The sequence below is a fragment of the Tissierella pigra genome, assembly GCF_018917845.1.
In the GTDB taxonomy this organism is placed as follows: Bacteria; Bacillota; Clostridia; order Tissierellales; family Tissierellaceae; genus Tissierella; species Tissierella pigra.
Window position 1 is genome coordinate 3,296,278 of sequence record NZ_JAHLPJ010000001.1, and the last position, 17,947, is coordinate 3,314,224.

General features: G+C 31.4%; 6 protein-coding genes. 1 reads left to right on the plus strand and 5 read right to left on the minus strand.

Annotated features, from left to right (window positions below; genetic code table 11):
* The first annotated feature begins 92 nt into the window (after positions 1-92).
* Positions 93-1,328: a GumC family protein gene (locus KQI41_RS16150; RefSeq protein WP_216585705.1), complete on the plus strand. Its 1,236-nt coding sequence runs from the start codon at positions 93-95 to the stop codon at positions 1,326-1,328.
* Between the two features lie 187 nt (positions 1,329-1,515).
* Here the strand turns inward: KQI41_RS16150 and KQI41_RS19330 are convergent, their stop codons facing one another.
* The 5 genes from KQI41_RS19330 to KQI41_RS16175 form a co-directional block, all read right to left on the minus strand.
* Positions 1,516-4,623: a leucine-rich repeat protein gene (locus KQI41_RS19330; RefSeq protein ID WP_342366216.1), complete on the minus strand. Its 3,108-nt coding sequence runs from the start codon at positions 4,621-4,623 to the stop codon at positions 1,516-1,518.
* Positions 4,624-5,535: 912 nt separating this feature from the next.
* Positions 5,536-8,514, minus strand: coding sequence for a hypothetical protein (locus KQI41_RS16160; RefSeq protein WP_216585707.1), 2,979 nt, complete (start codon positions 8,512-8,514; stop codon positions 5,536-5,538).
* A gap of 234 nt (positions 8,515-8,748) precedes the next feature.
* On the minus strand, positions 8,749-10,182 hold the full coding sequence (locus KQI41_RS16165; protein ID WP_216585708.1) for an S-layer homology domain-containing protein: 1,434 nt from the start codon (positions 10,180-10,182) through the stop codon (positions 8,749-8,751).
* Positions 10,183-10,190: 8 nt separating this feature from the next.
* Positions 10,191-11,840, minus strand: coding sequence for a hypothetical protein (locus KQI41_RS16170; protein WP_216585709.1), 1,650 nt, complete (start codon positions 11,838-11,840; stop codon positions 10,191-10,193).
* A 1-nt stretch (position 11,841) separates the two neighbouring features.
* On the minus strand, positions 11,842-17,946 hold the full coding sequence (locus KQI41_RS16175; protein ID WP_216585710.1) for an IPT/TIG domain-containing protein: 6,105 nt from the start codon (positions 17,944-17,946) through the stop codon (positions 11,842-11,844).
* Position 17,947: the final 1 nt, after the last annotated feature.

The following is a 17,947-nucleotide window of genomic DNA, read 5'->3' on the forward strand; positions in this document are numbered from 1 at the left end:
CTTGAAATTAAAATGCTTCTACTCTTGATTTTAACACTATATTAGTATAAAATTATTCATGTGACCAATAATATAAATCGGAGGAATAATGAATGGAAGAAATAAGCCTTAGAGAACTAATAGAGATACTTATTAAAAGAAAGAATATAATCGTTTACATAACATTATTTGCAGTGTTAGTCTCTGGAATTGTTAGTTTTTTTGTTTTAGACTCTGTGTATGAAGCAAGTGTATTACTTATGGCATCAAATGAGATCGAACAAGTACCAGTAGCAGTAGACAATGGAAATGTTGAGAAAATGTTAGATAACATATCTAAATATCCAAATATGGATATTGAAACATATCGACAACAGATTAAAAGACCAGGTGTTATGAATAAGACAATAGAGGACTTGAATCTACAAGATAAATATACTATAGAATCATTGGCGGATAAAATAATTTTAGAAACAACTAAGGATACAAAGCTTATTACAATAAAAATGGAGTCTAAAGATCCAGAAGAAGCTGCAAATATAGTAAATAAAGTTGGGGAAAACTTTGTTTCTATAGCTACAGCTAAGGAAAAGGAAAGAATTACAAAAACTTCAGAGTATGTAAAATCACAGATGCAAATAGAAAAAGACAAATATGATGAATATCTATTAGAACAAAAAAAGATGTTGTCAGAACCAAGAGGAGCGGCCGAATTAGAGTTAGAACTGGAGGCTAAGTTGGAACAGATAACTAGTTTTAAAACTCAATTAAATGAGTTAGAGGTCAAAAAGAAATCTTTGGAAGAAGCAATATCTATGCTGTCTACTATAGGTACTACAAATACCACTAGGGTTAAAGCTAATTCTACTAACTCTAGTAAAGATGGGGAAACTTCCTCATATTTTAACTCTATGAATATAGTTTCAGGAGATTCAGGTAAACTATTAAAGGTAGAATTAGCCGAAGTTGAAGGAATGGCAAATAGTATTAAAGATAAAGTAAAAGAAATGCAAACTAATATAGAAGAATTACAGGTAGAACTTCAAGAAAAAAGCTATAAGGAATCTATAGTAAATCAAAAAGTAGATATAGCAAAACAAACTTATGAAGCTTTTGTTAAAAAATATGAAGAACTAAGAGTTACAGAATCTTCTAAAATAGGAGAAGCAAGTATTACAATAATCTCTAAAGCTCATCCTTCCTCAAGGCCTGTCGGCCCGAGAAAGGCATTAAATGTAGCTATATCTTTAGTATTAGGTGTAATGATAGGAGTATTCCTTGCATTCTTTATAGAATACTGGGAAGCTTCTGAGAAGGAAAAGTTTAAAGATGCAATATTAGATAAATAAATGTAATTTTCTATAAGAAAAGGTGCTGATAATTAAAATCCGCACCTCTTTTTATATTCCTAAATCTTAAACACCACATAACTAACACTGCTAAAGAAAAGGCCAGCAGATAAAGTAATAAGCAGTAAAAATTAACAAGTCTAATAGAAATTGCTCTTAGACTTGTTTTTATGCTTCTATGTTTGTATTATGCAGCAGTTTCTTCCATCATTTCATCTAAGTTTAGTGTTTCTATAGCACTATTAATCTTTTGAACAACTTCCCTTACTTCTTTTAATGTAGCATTAGATTTTTCATTTAATTTTTTTGCCTCTTCTATAGCTTCTTCTAATGCTTGTGTAAGCTCCACTGATTTATCAGTTGAATCTATTTTTTCACCTTCCGCTATAGCTTCAACTAAAATTAAATATTCAAGTTTTATATTAGGGTTTCCATCAAAAGCATTATTTACAATAGTTTCAATGTCTACAGGAATAATTACTAAATTAAGGTTATTATTCTCAAATGTACTTGCACCTATGTCTTTTATTTTAGATGGAATATTAATTGTTTCAAGTTTATTATCCATAAAAGCTTGTTTAGCTATGCTTGTAACACTTTCAGGGATTTCTATGGACGTTAATTGATTATCCCAGAAGGAAGCAGTAGATATTACTGTCAGACCATCGTTTATCTTTACAAATGTTAATTTGTTTTGATAGAATGCCATATTTCTCATTTCAGCCAATTCTTTAGGAAGCTCTACACTTGTAAGTTCATTTTGTGCAAATGCAGCCATCCCTATAGTCTTTACAGTATCAGGTATTTGTACAGACGTTATTCCCTTACCTTTAAATGCGTTATTTCCAATAGTAACTACCGTTTCTCCATTAATCGTTTCTGGAATTATTATATCTGTTTCAGTTCCTATATATTTATTAATCGTACCATCAGAAAACTCAAATTCAGTTTTTTCTTCTAATGTCTCCCTCACTATAACCTTAGCTGTAATTTCTGGTTTTTCTCCTGTCATTCCTTCTGGCAAATCATATGAACCTATGAAAGTGTATTCTCCAGCCTTTTCCTCATCATAGTCATTAATTACCCATTCTATATTTACTTCTTTTGTTTCTCCATTGTTTAATTTTAATGTTATCGCTTTGGGTAAGTCTATATTTTCTTTTGTAGTTCCATAATCAACTTCTACTGTTTGTATTTCTTTTATAGATTCTACAGATAACATAATTATTCTATGATAGTTTGAGTTTTCAAATAGACCATTATTTTCTGGATCCACTTTAGCTAAAAATACATGAACCTTATTGTTATCATTTTCATACCCTTCATTAGATTTGAAAACTTCCTCGTGAATCTTATTTACTTCCATTAGTATAGTTATCGATGTCAATTTATTATTATAAAATGCTAGACTATCTAAACATAGTTTTTCACTACCTTCTGGAAATGTAAGGGATATTAATTCATTCTGAGCAAACCCTTGGTTTCCTACTTTTTGCAAAGTTCCTGGAAAATCTACATATCTTAAGTTATTTTTGTAAAATGCGAAAGTCAATATTTCTCTTACACCTTCGGGAATTATTACCTTATTTAGTTGGTTTTCTTTAAATGCACTTGCTTCGATTACTAGACCATTTAAACCTTCTGGAATTATAAGACTAGTTAATCCTTTTTTGGCAAATGCTCCATCTCCAATATGAGTTAAATCCTCCCCTTGTAAATTTGTCTTAGGTAAGATTAAATCTTTATTGGTTTCTAATTTTTCTATTCCACTTTCAGAAAATCCCGTTATAGTTGTTGCTTCATAAGTAAAATCTTCTACCACCCAAATACTATCTTGTATATCTTCAGACTTTTCTTTCACTATTATGTTTGTTGTGACTTCAAGCTTTATTTCAGGATTTGATTGAACTACTCCCTGTGGTAATTCAAATGTAGCTACTGCTGTATAACTACCTGATATTTCACCATTATAATTGTCAAGTGCCCAGTTTAATTCTACTTCATGTTCCTTGTTATTAGAATCAATTATAAAGGTTTTTCTAGCCAGTCTATCAATCACCAAATCTTTTGATGTTCCAATATTTACTGCAATTGAACCTACTTTTCCTATAGATTTAATAGTCACTTCTTCTACTATATCTTTCATCTTACATTGAATAGTTAATATATTCTCTTTATGATCTAAATCTATAGATATTGGATTTTTATCACTCGGTTCATATTGATTATCTCTATATTTAGGAATTATTTCTACACCTTTATCTCCTATGTGTAAATATTCACCTGTTGATGGATTTTTAAACATAGATTCTTCTTTCAAAATATTATCCTCAAATACATATTTTATAGTCAAGTTTGCAGGATTAATTACATGATGTTTAGATTCTTGTAATTCATTGGTATTCTTATAGTTTTGTGTAAATAAGTGAACTAAACCATCATATCCTAAGTTTTTGAAAAAACCATTATCATGAAGTTCTTTTAGACTGCTTGGAATTTCTACATCTTTTAATTGATTATTTGCAAAGGCATATTCATCAATTTTTTCAACACCTTCTTCAATAATTACTGAATTTAGATATTGATCATGCCATGTATTATTAAATGCTCTTTTTCCTATAATTTTAACATTTCCTGGTATTGTTACTGACTTTAACTTATTACTAGCAAAGGCATTAGATCCTAATTCCTCTACACTTACAGGAATCGTTATGTTTCTAAACTCATTGTTATTAAATCCAGATAAATACTTTAATGTACTAGGTAGCTTAACTTCAACTAATTCGTTATCACTAAAAGCCTTATCATCTATTCTAGTTACTCCCTCTGGAATTTCTATATATTTTAGCTTATTAAAAGCAAAAGCTGGAGATATAACTGTTAATCCACTAGAAAGCTTTAGCTCCGATATTTCATTAAGAGTAAAGGCTCCCCCTTCTACTTCCGTTACACTTTCTGGTAAAGTTAGGGATTGTAGTCGATTTCCATTGAAAGCTGACATTTTAATAGAAATTACACTATTTGGAATATCTATAGATGTTAAAGCATTGTAGCGAAATGCTTCTTTTCCTATGATTCTTATAGTATCTGGCAATTTTACAAAGTTTATACCTACTTTTGGGTTTGCTTTATTGCTATAATCTGTTATTGAAAATGCACCATCTCCAATTTCTGTTATTGCTTCTCCTAATTCGTTTAATGAAGGTAATATTAGATTTTTATTAGTTTTAAATTTTTCTTTTCCAACTTCAGAAAAACCACTTATAGATGTTCCTGAATAGGTAAAATCTTTTATTTCCCATGCAGAATCTTCTTCACCATTCCTTACCTATCCTAAAGGATTTCGGTAGGTCTACACCGTACGTGCAACTTTCATTGCATACGGCGTTCCATCGATAATATATATGTTTAGTTGTCCCCAAACAACTAGCCTTGCTCCTATATACGATAACATAAGTATGCTTTTTTGTTAAATTAAATTAATCTATCTATAGGAATGGTAGTATTTGTTAATCCTATAATAAATTCAAACACAAAAACCACCATGTCTGGGGGGACATGGTGGTTACAATTTATCTATTTATTCAATTATTCATATATATTACCGACTAGGTTCCTTCGCTTCCATATGTTTTATCCTTTTCATATGTTACCATATAAATACAAACGGCATATGATCCACACTACTACGAACCTGCTGACTTCCTATATAGATCAATGGAGTTACCCCTCCTACTTATATAGGACCTCAAACGTTCCATACATACCATCCCTATTTTTGATAACCTTAGGTCTCCACTAGCCAATTATGAAAATCAGATTTAATAGCCAATTGTATCTGATTCTAATATATCATTTCAAATATATAGGTCTATAATAAGCTGAAGGTATTTTGATATTATATACTAACATAATCCACATCATCATGGATTCATCGACTTAACCATAGTCATCTTTTAAGGAACCCCGCATAGGACTTTCACCTATTACGACTTCACCTGGCTTCATATTGTCAAGAGAGTAACCTAGACAATATGCAGGAGGATTAGGCTCTATGTTTATAAAGCTATTACATAGATTAGGAATTCCACCTAATAACTGGTGTAATGTACAGTTAGGAAAATGCCCTATACCTTACGGCACAGGGCATGATTCCCACTCTTTTCACTTATATTTCTATAAGCTTATAGGGTAACGTTTCGCACTTTTATTTTTCAGCTTTAGCAGCAGTGATTGTTACAATAATTGTTTCTTTTATTAACTTATCTGATTCTGTACCTTTAGCTTCTTTTACTACAAGTACCGCTGATACCACATTTTCACCAACAGCTAATTCTTTGCTAACTAGTTTGAAATCTTCAGCAGTTACTTTATAATCTTCACCAGCTTCTACAGTAAGTTTTTCCTCTAATTTTGCTTTTACATCTTTTAATTCAATTGCTACACCAGTAGTAACTTTTAATTCAACTGATACACCAACTTCAACTGCATCTTTTACATTAGCTACCGCCTTTGCTAAATTTGCTTTTGCATCTACTTTGTCTACTTTTCCATCTTCGCTTACTACTACCACTAATACATCTTTATTAAGTTTTGACTCTTCACCATTAATTTTCACTGTAAGATCTTTGTTTGGAGTGATTTTCATACCTGTTACAGTTCCTTTTATAGTTACTAGTTTATCTGTTGATAAAACTAATTGTTTTACTGTACCTTCAATGAATAGAGTCTCACTCTTGATAGCTTCTATTACTACTTCTTCTACATCTACACCTTGTTTTATTTCTACATCAGCATTTGGAGCGTTTATAGTTAATTTGTTAAGGTCTTTCATTATTATAAACTTTCCTTTTGCATCTGTTTTTAATGTTATTTCTTTTACGTCAGTTTTTGGAGTTATTTCAAATTCTCCATTATCGTTTTTAACCATAGTATAATTTGCATTGTTGCTAATAGTTCCAGCTACAAAATTATATACTGTTTCTGTATTTAATCTATTTCCGTCTATATCTTTTAATACATCTAAGATTCTTAATTCTTTATAGTCTGCTACTTTAAAGTCTGGTATTATTATAGTAACCTCATAACCATTTTTCTCAGTTACTATTCTACCTTTTAAGTCTTTAACATCTTTTCTAGCATTTTTTGTATTTGTGAAGATATAGTTTGTTTCATCTTCTGCTATATTTCTATCTACTTTTTTCGTGAATTCCATAGTTACATGAGTTTCATATTTTCTTTCATCTACAGTTACTTCTTTAACGCTGAATCCTGTTGATTGTCTAAATTTAAACTCATAATAATCTCTGTACATTTCATTTCTTCCTGATGCGAATCTTTCTACTTCTAATACATAATCCATTTCATTTTCATAGTAGTTGTCACGATCAGTATTTCTAGTTTTCCACTCTTTTAGACCTCTAAGTTCAACAACTATAGTATCTTTTACAATGTCACCATTGTCTTTCACTAAATATTTAACTGCATCTACATGGTCTTTTGATACATCATTTCTTCTTAATACATCTCTTTCATATAAACCAACATGTTTTGTGTAGTCAAACTTAACATCACTATCTTTTTCTAGAATACCTGTAACATCTTTGTCAAATCTTAATGTTATTTTAGCTTTTCCAGCAGCAAAGTCTGTTACTTCTATTTTCTTTTCAATTATTTCTGGCTCTACGTTATCCAGAATTTCTCTAGCTACCATAGTAGTTTTTTCCATTGCAACTTTTGAATGGTTTGTAACATCTACTATAGTGAAATCTGTTCTTGTTCTTAGGAATTCTTCTTTGAATTCATAACGAACTTTATTTGTATCTATTTTTGTAGCTTCATCTGCAAAAATTGTATGTCTTCCAGATAAATAAGAAATGTTTCCTACATTACTTCTGTCGTAGTATGCTTCTACTGAGTCAACATAAACATCTTTATCAAATACAACTTCTACTATTTTGTCGCCTCTTAATATAACATCTTCTACTTTTGGAGCAACTTCATCTTTAACTACTTCAAGATCAAAGTTTTCTTTTCCTGTTTTGAACCCTGCAAAGTCAGTTAAACCTGTAATAGTTAATGTTTTCGCATCTTTGAAAGTTTCTTTAGAATATGGTGTTAAAACTGTTTCTCTACCATATGACTCAACATTCATAGCTACATTTTTACCATCTACTACGAAGTTTCTACCTCTATCTGTACCTTCATATATGTCTATTGGTTCATTTGTTATAACTTTGATACCATATTCACCTAGAACTACTACTTCTTCTACTTTTGGAATAGTATTGTCTCTAGCTATGAATTTGTATTCTTTGTTTATAGCTTTGTCTATACTTCTTACTCTTAATTTGTACTCTCTACCATCTAATAAAGCTTTTTCTAATAAGATGATAACATTGTCACCTTCTACTGTAGCTTTTACAACATTGTTGTCCACTACTTTGTAGTTGTTAGTATTTACTAATTTATCTTCGTCTACTAATTTAGCGTTTGATAATTCTAATACTACTTCTTTTAAGTTTTCTGTATCATTTACTTCTGCTGTTAATTCTTTAGCTGCTGGTGCTTCTGGCATTTCAATACCTAATGTTTCAGCTAAAGTTTTTTTAGAATCTTTCATTGTAACTCCTAGAGCGTTAAATGTCATTAATGCCATTTGTCCTCTAGTGATTTCTGTAGTTTGTGTTAATTCTAAGCCTTTTAAGATTCCTTCTTCGTTAGCTTTATCAAATACTACTGAATATTTAATGTCTGATGCGTCTGTAGTATCTACTTTGTATCCTAAAGCTTCGAAAAGAACTCTTGAATATTGTTGAGCTGTTAAGTTCTCACCAAATCCAAATACTTTGTCACTATGTCCTACGAAAAGACCATTGTCTTGTGCCCATGCTAATGGTGCATTGTAGAACTTAATTTTAACGTCTTCATAAGTAGGTAATTTTGAGAAGTTTTTAGCTGCCTCAATTTCACCTCTTAATTGTGCTACTAATATTACTGCGTCTTGTCTTGACAGATTGTTGCCAAGATTTAAGTTTCCGTTTTCGTCACCGTTTAATACTCCAGCAGCTTTTAGGAATGCTCCTGCTTCTGCTTCAGTAGTTACAGTATTAGCTGCGAAAACTGTACCGAATGTTCCTAGTACCATAACCATTGCAAGTACTAAGGATAAAATTCTTTTACTCATAGTCTATTGACCTCCTTTAAAATTATAAATATTCTGCAAAATTGTTTAATTTTGCATTCTATCCTAGATTATAGCATTTATGGATTATAAAATCAATCCCCAAATACTAATGTAACAAACTTGTAATATTACTATCAAATTCGTTACTTAAAATCTTTATGGTATTAGTATATACTAATATTCTCTGTAATACAATTACAGTTATGTTACAGTTGTGTTACAAAGGGAGACCCCTTAGAATTCTATTATATTGTCTCTATAGTCTCTCTGTAAGTCTTTTTCTAGGAATTCTAGGAATCTTACTATTAGGTCTGAGGCTTCTGCCCTTGTTAGTATCCCATTTGGATTTATTCTATTTGCTTTATCCCCTTCTAGGAGGTTTAGTTCCTTTGCCATATATATACTATCCTTTGCCCAGTTAGGTATATCCTTATCATCGGAGAAGGATGTCATATATCCAGGGTTTGGTGCTCTATTCTCAAAGCCCAAAGCACGTACTAATATTACTATGGCTTCTGATCTTTTTAGCGATTTCTTTGGGCCAAATAAATCCTTTGATATTCCTGCGATTATATTACTGTCTACTGCTGATTTTACATATTTATAGTCTTCATTTGAAATAGCTATATCTTTAAAGTATGATACTTCCTCTGGTTGATTTCTTCTTCTACGGGTTTTCTTTGTTTCTTCCATAGATGTTCGTATATCTGAGGCTTTCATAATCGCCTTTGTAAAATCTAATCTTGTAATTGGTGTATCTGGTGAGAAGGTAGTGTTACCTCCTTCAAATACATCTAGAGAATATAGTTTCTTTATATCTTCTTCTGCCCAATGACCATTTACATCTCTAAACTTTGGTACGATTAGTCTTTCTAATCTTGGTACCATGTCTTGGCTTAAAGATATACTGCCATGACTCTTTGATAGTCTATAGTCGTATTTAGATACTACATTTTTTTCTGTAACTCTAATATGTCCTCCATGGAAGCTTGAAAAGCTTGCATCGTTTTCAGAGTACCTTAAACTCTTTGTCATACTATCTGATACTTGGTGGGTATATGAACCCTGGAATGAATTTTGCCCTATATCAGCTGTGATTATATGGTCTATGATTTGAGTTTCTGTACTGCCCCAGAAGTTTTCATATCCTACATTTCCACCTGTTATATCTATGATTACATTCCCTTGACTTTTATTGTAATCATAATACTTTCTTCCTTTTATATTACCTGAGTAAAAATCAGAAGCTGGTCTTTGATCTATTATATCTGATTTTGAAAATTGGTAGTCTGTAAGGTTGTAGGTATCACTACCTATCTTTATGGTCTCTTTATATTTAGATACTGAAGTCTGTCCTATGGTTTGTCCTACTCCTGCGTGTTTTGACAGACTAGTTACATATGTTACTGTCCTGTCTAACTTTCCTAAAACTTTAGGTTCTTCTGATTGTAGTTTGAATTTATATGTTACAGATTCTTCCTCATTCTTTACTTTTTGTGATGCACTATAGCTTCCTACAAATTTTATAGGTTGTCCTGTAATAAATACTATTTCCTCATACTGATGCTCGTTTTGTACTCCTCCTACGAATTCTAAAGGTGTTGCCATAGATGTAGTTGGTATTAGTAAACAGATAATCAATAGTGTTAAAATTATTTTTGTTTTCATATTGCACCTCATTTTACGATAATTACCTTTGCCATATTGTCGTCTCTTACCATGTAAAGGCTATCTCCTGATTTTATATCATTTACTGTAACTCTTTGTCCATTTTTTATAATCATAGCTTCCCTTAGATATATATTGAGAGTTGAGTTCTTTTCCATCCACTGTTCATTAATGGTACTCCAATCCTTACTATTTCTCAATTTTAGAAACCAGCCCATATTATTATCTTCCACTGGACTAGACTCCACTATACCTATGGTAGTTCTTTGGTTTAAAAGAGAGTCCATGGATTTTTTTATAAAAGCTGCTGAAATTCTATCTCCCTCTGTATATAAATATCCATACCAGTCTCTAGTTCTATTTCTCCTATTGTTTTCATCTACCGAATAATCTCTTGAGAAAAATTCTTTAGGTGAAACTTCTTTATTGTTTTCTAAATCATATATAAATGTATCATCATCATAGAAAAATTCTTTTTCATCATTGAAGGATTCCCAGTTGTTTTTATCCAATAGGAAGAAATCCTTTAGGTACAATATATCTTCTAAGATTGTATTTAGTCTTCCTACATATAATTGATCTCCACCTATATTGGAATTATTTATATCTTCATTATATATATAGACTAAATCTGCTGTTAAATCACTTCCTCTTCCATCTGCTATAATTAACCCATCAGAACCTGAATTTAGATTATATACATCTACTAATCTATTGTTTTTAACTACTATGGTTCCATCATGGAAGTTAATATTTCTATTGTTGCCTAGTTCCATCTGGCTACTCAACCAGTTTATTTCTCTTATTTTTTCAGAGAAGTTATTTTCATATTGTGCTTTTACTACCATTCTTTCTACTTTTTCCTTGCCAAAATAGTCTTTCATTGCCATATAAACAGTTTTACCTTTATAATGTTTTAGGTTTTTTATATCTATCTTTTGACCCCCTATATATATAGGAAGGTTTCCGTTATATGGGACCTTTATATTTTTACCTAAGGATGTCCATTTACCATTTCTAAAGACATCTACCTTTTCTAAGGCTATTATATCCTGTAGAGAATCTGCTACTGTCAGCTGTCCTCTATAAATATCCTTTATTAAAATAGAATCCCCTTGAATATTTACTCTGCTTATATAGGATGTATCTATGTCATCAAAGTAAAACTTGACTCTATCTCCTATATATAGTTCTTTTAGATTAATATTTTCTTTATTTTTTGTGACTACAGTGGCAGGGGAAGTAAAATATACTTCCCTTTTTCCTGTTGGTAGTTTGATTTCTATTTGATCTCTATCTATTCCTAAAACAGTTCCTATTCTTACTTTTTCTCCCGGTTGAATATAGGCTGGATTATCTACTGAGTAGGCATCCATGTATTTTATATTTCTGCCTTGCAATGTTATATATACTTCCATTCCTCTTTTAAAGTCTGTAATCTTTACAGGTCTTCCGTCTATTTCCAACACTACGTTTTTAATCATGGGAATGGTATATATTGTGCCACTATATTCTTCTACTTTTATTTTGTTATCTATGGCTTCTATAAAATATCCCTCTAGAACTCCTTCTTTATAAATATTGGTTCCTTGTGCATTGGCTATAGAAAAGTTCATAAATAACAATGCTGCCAATAAGATAATGCTTATTTTTTTCATATTATCGCCTACTTCCTATTACAGTATATATCCCTAGCCTATTGACTCCTTGGGTGCTTATCCATGACTTACTTCCATTATCGTATCTTACCATTTGAATATTGTTTAACCTACGGCTTTGTGCCTTTAACATATCGTGTTCCAGCGAAAATATAATATTTCCATTAAGGTACTCTATATTTTCTGTATCTTTTCCTATATATATATTACTTTCTAATAAATAAGCAGTTCCTAAAACTGTATTTCCAGCTTTAGCATCTATAGCTCCTTTGTAGGTTAGTATTTTAAATACTACACCTGCATTTGAATTATCTTTGTTGCTTATAATTGTTGTATTTTTAAACATACTTGGATTAAAGTTCATATTATAATCTTTTCCAATAACGGTTATTTTTGCAGTGGAATTCACTATAATATTAGCTGGAATCCTAATGGATATATCATTTACTCCTTGGAGACTTCCTCTAGTCAAGTCTATTGTCATACCTTTAGATGTAAAGTCTTTAGAACCTATGATTATACTAGCTTCATTGCCATTTCTGTTTATTACAGTATTTTCTCCTAGTTTACCATCTGTATCCTTTGGTCCTACATCTCTACCTGTAGTAACTATATTACTTTGTGATTCTTTAATTGGTTTTGATGTACCATATTTTCCTATGGCTCTTACTAAAAATTGATATTTAGTATTTGGACTTATTTTCTGAACTGAATAGGATGTCAACTCTGTTGAGCCTATGAATTCAAATTTTCCTCCATCTTCACTCATATAAATTTCATATTCAAAGGCTTCTTTTACTCCTGTCCAAAATACTCTAATAAATTGGTCAAATACTACTTCTGCTCGTACATCAAGAGGTGCTGATGTCTCTGGTATACCATAGGTTATATTATATATATTAGTAGCACTTTTATCTGGATTTACAACTATAACCCCTTTATCTCCAAGTTTTCCAGCAGGGGTTGTCACCAATATGGTTTGTCCGTCTACTACTTCTATTTCTGTACCATCTACTCCACCTTCTATTACATATCTATCTGCACCTATGGTAATATAATCTGTTGCTTCTTCTGAATCCATTAGCTTTCTTAAATTTGGTACAAATATTACTTTTGCTCCTTCCATGAAGTCGCTTCCTAAAATCTTTATTTTTTCTCCACCTTCTATGGATATGGTCTCTATAATTCTTCTATCATCTTCTGGACTTACTACGGAGTTTATCTTTGGATTACTTACATAGGTGAAGGCATCCTTTAATTCTGCTATTCCTCCATCGGGGTTTTCCACTTTTATTCCTACTTTTCCTGCTTCATAAGCTGGAGTTCTTAGAACTATTTTATCTATACTTATGGAAATTATATCTTCTTGTGGTACTCTTATTTGTGTATTTCCCTTAGTTATATATACTTTTAGTTCTCCCCTGCCATCTATCTTTTCTCTGAAGTCTTTACCTTCTATGGTAATTACTGTCCCTCCTGAAGTTGGTCCAAAGTTTGGAGTTACTTTTGTTATTTGTAGCCCTGTAACCTCTGGCATAATAAATCTAATTTCTATTTTGTCAGAATCACAAGTTCCTCCATCTTCATTTATTACTTTTAATTTATGATAGGTATTTATATATTTACTGTCTACTGCTGGCATAGTAAATCTTAATGTATTTGATATGGTTTCATCAGGACTATATTCTATAGGAACATTTATTTTTATATCTCCTATTTCTATTTTTACAGGTTTTCTAAAATCCCTTCCCTGAACTTCTATGACATTTCCACCCAAATAGTTTACTTCTATTATGGTTCTTCCATCATCTGTAGTGTATCCAGGCTCTCCATCTTTTAGGATATTTGTAATCTGAGGGTTACTGTCTGGATTCTTGTATTCAAATTCACCCTTAGCCTCCCCACCATCTGGATTTATAACTGTTACTGGAACTTTACCTACAGTATAGTAATTTGGAGTGATTATATCTATATGTCCACTATTTTTTAGTGTCGCATTTGGAGAAAATCCTCTATCTATTCTAAGTCTAGATGTGGTACTTGCTCCTGGTAATCTTTCTACTTTTATCCGTACTAGTTCGTTTCCATTATATGAGTTATCATCTTTATCTTTTAGTAGATTTATTGGAAGGAATATTTCTTCCATATCATAGTCAAATGTATTTTCATATTCTACCTTTGTATCTCCTACTCCTTCTATAAGGCTAACCATTAACTTTCCATTTTCATATTTTACTGTAAGATTTCCTATTTCAATGTCTTTTGTTCTATTTTCTGAAAAGTTTCCTGTGTTTTTATCACCTGTACTAGTTACACTTTTATTGGATACAGATTTATTGTTGCTATCTCCAAATTGTACTAGCTGTATGGTTTTTCTTCCAGTAGGTATATTAGTTGAATTATATACTCTAATATTACTTGTAGTAAATCCTCCCCCTAATATCTCTACCTTGTCTCCACCTTGTTTTTTACCTATACTTGGGCTTACATTTGTTATCTTTGGTGAAGAAGCCTTGTAGGTATAGTTGACTTTATTTGATATACCTTGGTCATTATTTATTAAGTATACATCTACTGTTCCTGCTTGTCCCTTTGGGGTTTTTACTTCTATCATTGTGGAAGTAAAGCTTACAATAGTTGCTAATTGTCCACCAAAATATATTCTAGGAAGGATTTTTTTATCGTCTTCAGATAAGTCCTCCATTTTTTTACCTCTTAGATCTGTCCATTTCTTATCCTTATTTAGATCTGTAAAAGGTTCTCCATCATCATACTGCAAGTTGTTGTTTAAATCCCTATATGGCTCATAGAATCTAAACTCCGAACCTTCTACATATACTGTTATATCTCCTGCTGCACTTCCTTCTTTTTCTATTACATTGCTTATTTTAGGATAGCTTATGGGAAGTATATAAGAGAATCCATCTTCTTTTTTTCCACTACCTCCATCTGGATTTACTACTACTACTGGAACTGTTTTTCTATCCATTTCAGTTTCCGTAGACAAGTCTCCAGAGTATTTTGGTACTTTTACTATTATACTTTTACGATCTATGGATATTTCCACATCTTTTGGATCTACTTTTACTCCACCTATAAATACAGATGTTTTATTGTCTCCTCCATTGTCTATAAACTTTTTGCTTTCACTTCCAGTTATTGTTATATAATATCCTCCATCAACTGAACCTTCATTTGGCTGTATACTTACAATATCCAAGTTATACTCTGGATGGAAAGCATAGTAAAATCCATTGTTTCCAGTTTTAGAGTCTCTAGTTGTATCTGGGTTGACAATAGTTACATCATAATATCCCTCTCTGGCCATTGGTGGTACTGTAAATTGTAATTCACTGTTGTTGATTACCTTTACCTTGTTTCCTGTGATTTTACCACCTGTTACAGCATAAGGAGTCATTATGTTTAAGGTTTTTCCATCTATTTCAATGAAATCTTTTTCAGTAATAGGATCTTTTCCTACTGTTAAATCGTATTCTTTTCCATCTTTAAATCCTACTATTCCACTGCCTTTTCCTCTTAAAATATATATTCCTCTATCTCCATCTGTTAATTTTACTTCTCCTGTTTTAGTATCAAAATAGATTGTATAGTATATAGGATCTGTAGTACCTTGTTGTAAGATTACACTATAATAGTAATCTGATAATACTATATTTCCACTTTCATTTTTGATTATATGGTCTGATGAACTGTAATCTTGTAATTCTATTGCTCCTGTTACTGGGTTTCTATTGTATTCATTTATATCTTTCCCACCTAATAAAACTTTAGTTCCTATGAGTTTATCTATTCCATTTCCACTTAAATCTTTAACCAATGGATTTGGTAATACCAGATTTTCTCCTTTTATAGTTACTAAAGTATCTGCTGTACCTTTCTTAGGGTTAAAATCTATGAATCTAGGTCTTGTATATGTTTTTACATAGGTAAATGGATAGAATACAGCTGCTCCACCTTCTTCATTTTGAACTATTATTTGCACAAAACTTTCTGGTTTTGCTGGTGCATCAAATATTATTTCTGTACCTAATTCATTTCTTTTTATATTTTTAACTTCTTCTCCATCTATATATACTTTTACTCCAGGGAAGAATTTTTGTCCTGTTATAACTATTCCTTTTTCTCCTGCTGTGGTTACTACATTTGGTGTAACTGAGGTTATAGTTGGAGTTTTATCTTCTCTTACTTGAACAAAACTTATTTTTCCAAGGGCATTGGAACCTTCATCATCTTCAGTATTTATTTTTAGAGGGTTAGTGACTTTTAAGTCTACTGGATTTCCCCATATTCCTTGTGGAATATAAGAACCCTTTTTTACCGTTACAGTAATCCTAGTACCTAGTTCTCTGCCATCTGTTCCTTCTATTTCATTTCCATTACTATCATATACCTTTACATCCTTAAACCAATCTCCAGAGTTTGTTTGATTCAATATATCAACTTTTGGCAATTTAAATTTAATTGTATTTCCATCCATATATCTATATTTTAAGAAATTCTTTCCCATTATAGATATAATAAAATCCTCTGTGACTCTTCCTCCAGCGTCTACAGGTATTTTATCTGGTACTATACTTGTTATTTCTGGTACATAGTCTATTGGAAGATAGGTAAAACCATTTTTTAATGTATCTGTTTCTGTTATTTCATATATTTGAGGATCATCTTTGTATTTTATATTGGTTTTGATTTCCACATATACATCTTGAACTGACTTTTCTAAATCATTGTTTTCAGGTACTCTTATTTTAAAATAGTCAAATACATCCTTTTCAATATCTGGTATATCAATGAATCTTGCTATTCCTCCTACAAATACTTGGATTGTCCTAGTTAAATGTTCCACTTCTTTGCCATTAAATTTTCCACCGTTATATTTAATGACCACCTTTTCACTATCGCTTATATCCAAATTTCCATTTATAGTTCCGCCATTATAAATATCTTTACTTATTCTTCCCATGTTCATACCCTTTAGTTCTGCATCTATACCCTTTATAGGTCCTTGGTTTGGTGTTATACTATCTATTTTTACACCACTTCTCCCATCTACAAGTATGAATTGAGGACTTTCTATTATTTTATAACTATTTATTTGGGATTTAATACTGCTTTTAGGGTCTACTCTATTTGTAAGAACTACATAGTAATTTCCAAGATTATCTAGAGTAGATGGTACTCTGAATTTAATTGTATCCTTAGTCTCATCTCCACCCTTAGGAGTGTAGGTTATGGTTTCATTTTGTACCATGTTTTTAGTTGCAAATTCTTCATCCTTTGTTTTTAGGAAAAAGATACTAACACCAGGTATTAGGTTATCTGCCTTTAGTGTAACTTCTGTTCCCCTAGGTCCTTGGTTCGGAAACATGGTAATATCGTCAGATACACCTAACTTCTTTCTCAAGGAAAATATATCTGTATACTGACCTTCCACTTCTACTCTTGTGGTGCTACCCACAGGACCGCTTAATCCACCATCTAATGCTTGATCTTTTGCACCTTTAGTAAAGGATACGTTCCATGATCCTGATTTATCCTTTATTAAGGTACTATCTACATTATACTTTCCTCCACCATATGTTAATGGAATAGAGTTACTTCCTTGATAAAGCTTTGCGGATATTCCAACTGTATCTCCAGATACTCCCATTTTGATTCCTTGGTTTGTAGTATCTTCACTGGTGTCCACTATACCACTGGCAGGATCTATATTATCTATGGCTGGAAGCTGTACATCAATAGATGCTCTTAAATAACCATTATAAGTTATATAAATTTCGCTTTCATAATCATCTGAAGCTGGTGCTATAAATTCATTTTTTATAACAGGGTTCTGTTTAGCAGGTTCTATTTGATTTCCACCACCTTTGTTCCTAACTCCTATACCTACTCCGTCAAGATTATCTCCATAAATCAATATACTGTAGTATGCTTCACTTCTATTGTTGAAGTCTTTAATATATTTAGTTACTTTAATTCTTGAAATCCTTATTTGTCCTTCCTCAGCAGCAAAGACAATGTTATCTATGGGAATTACCCCTAATATTATTGCAAGTGCCAAAACAAAACTTAATATTCTTTTCAAA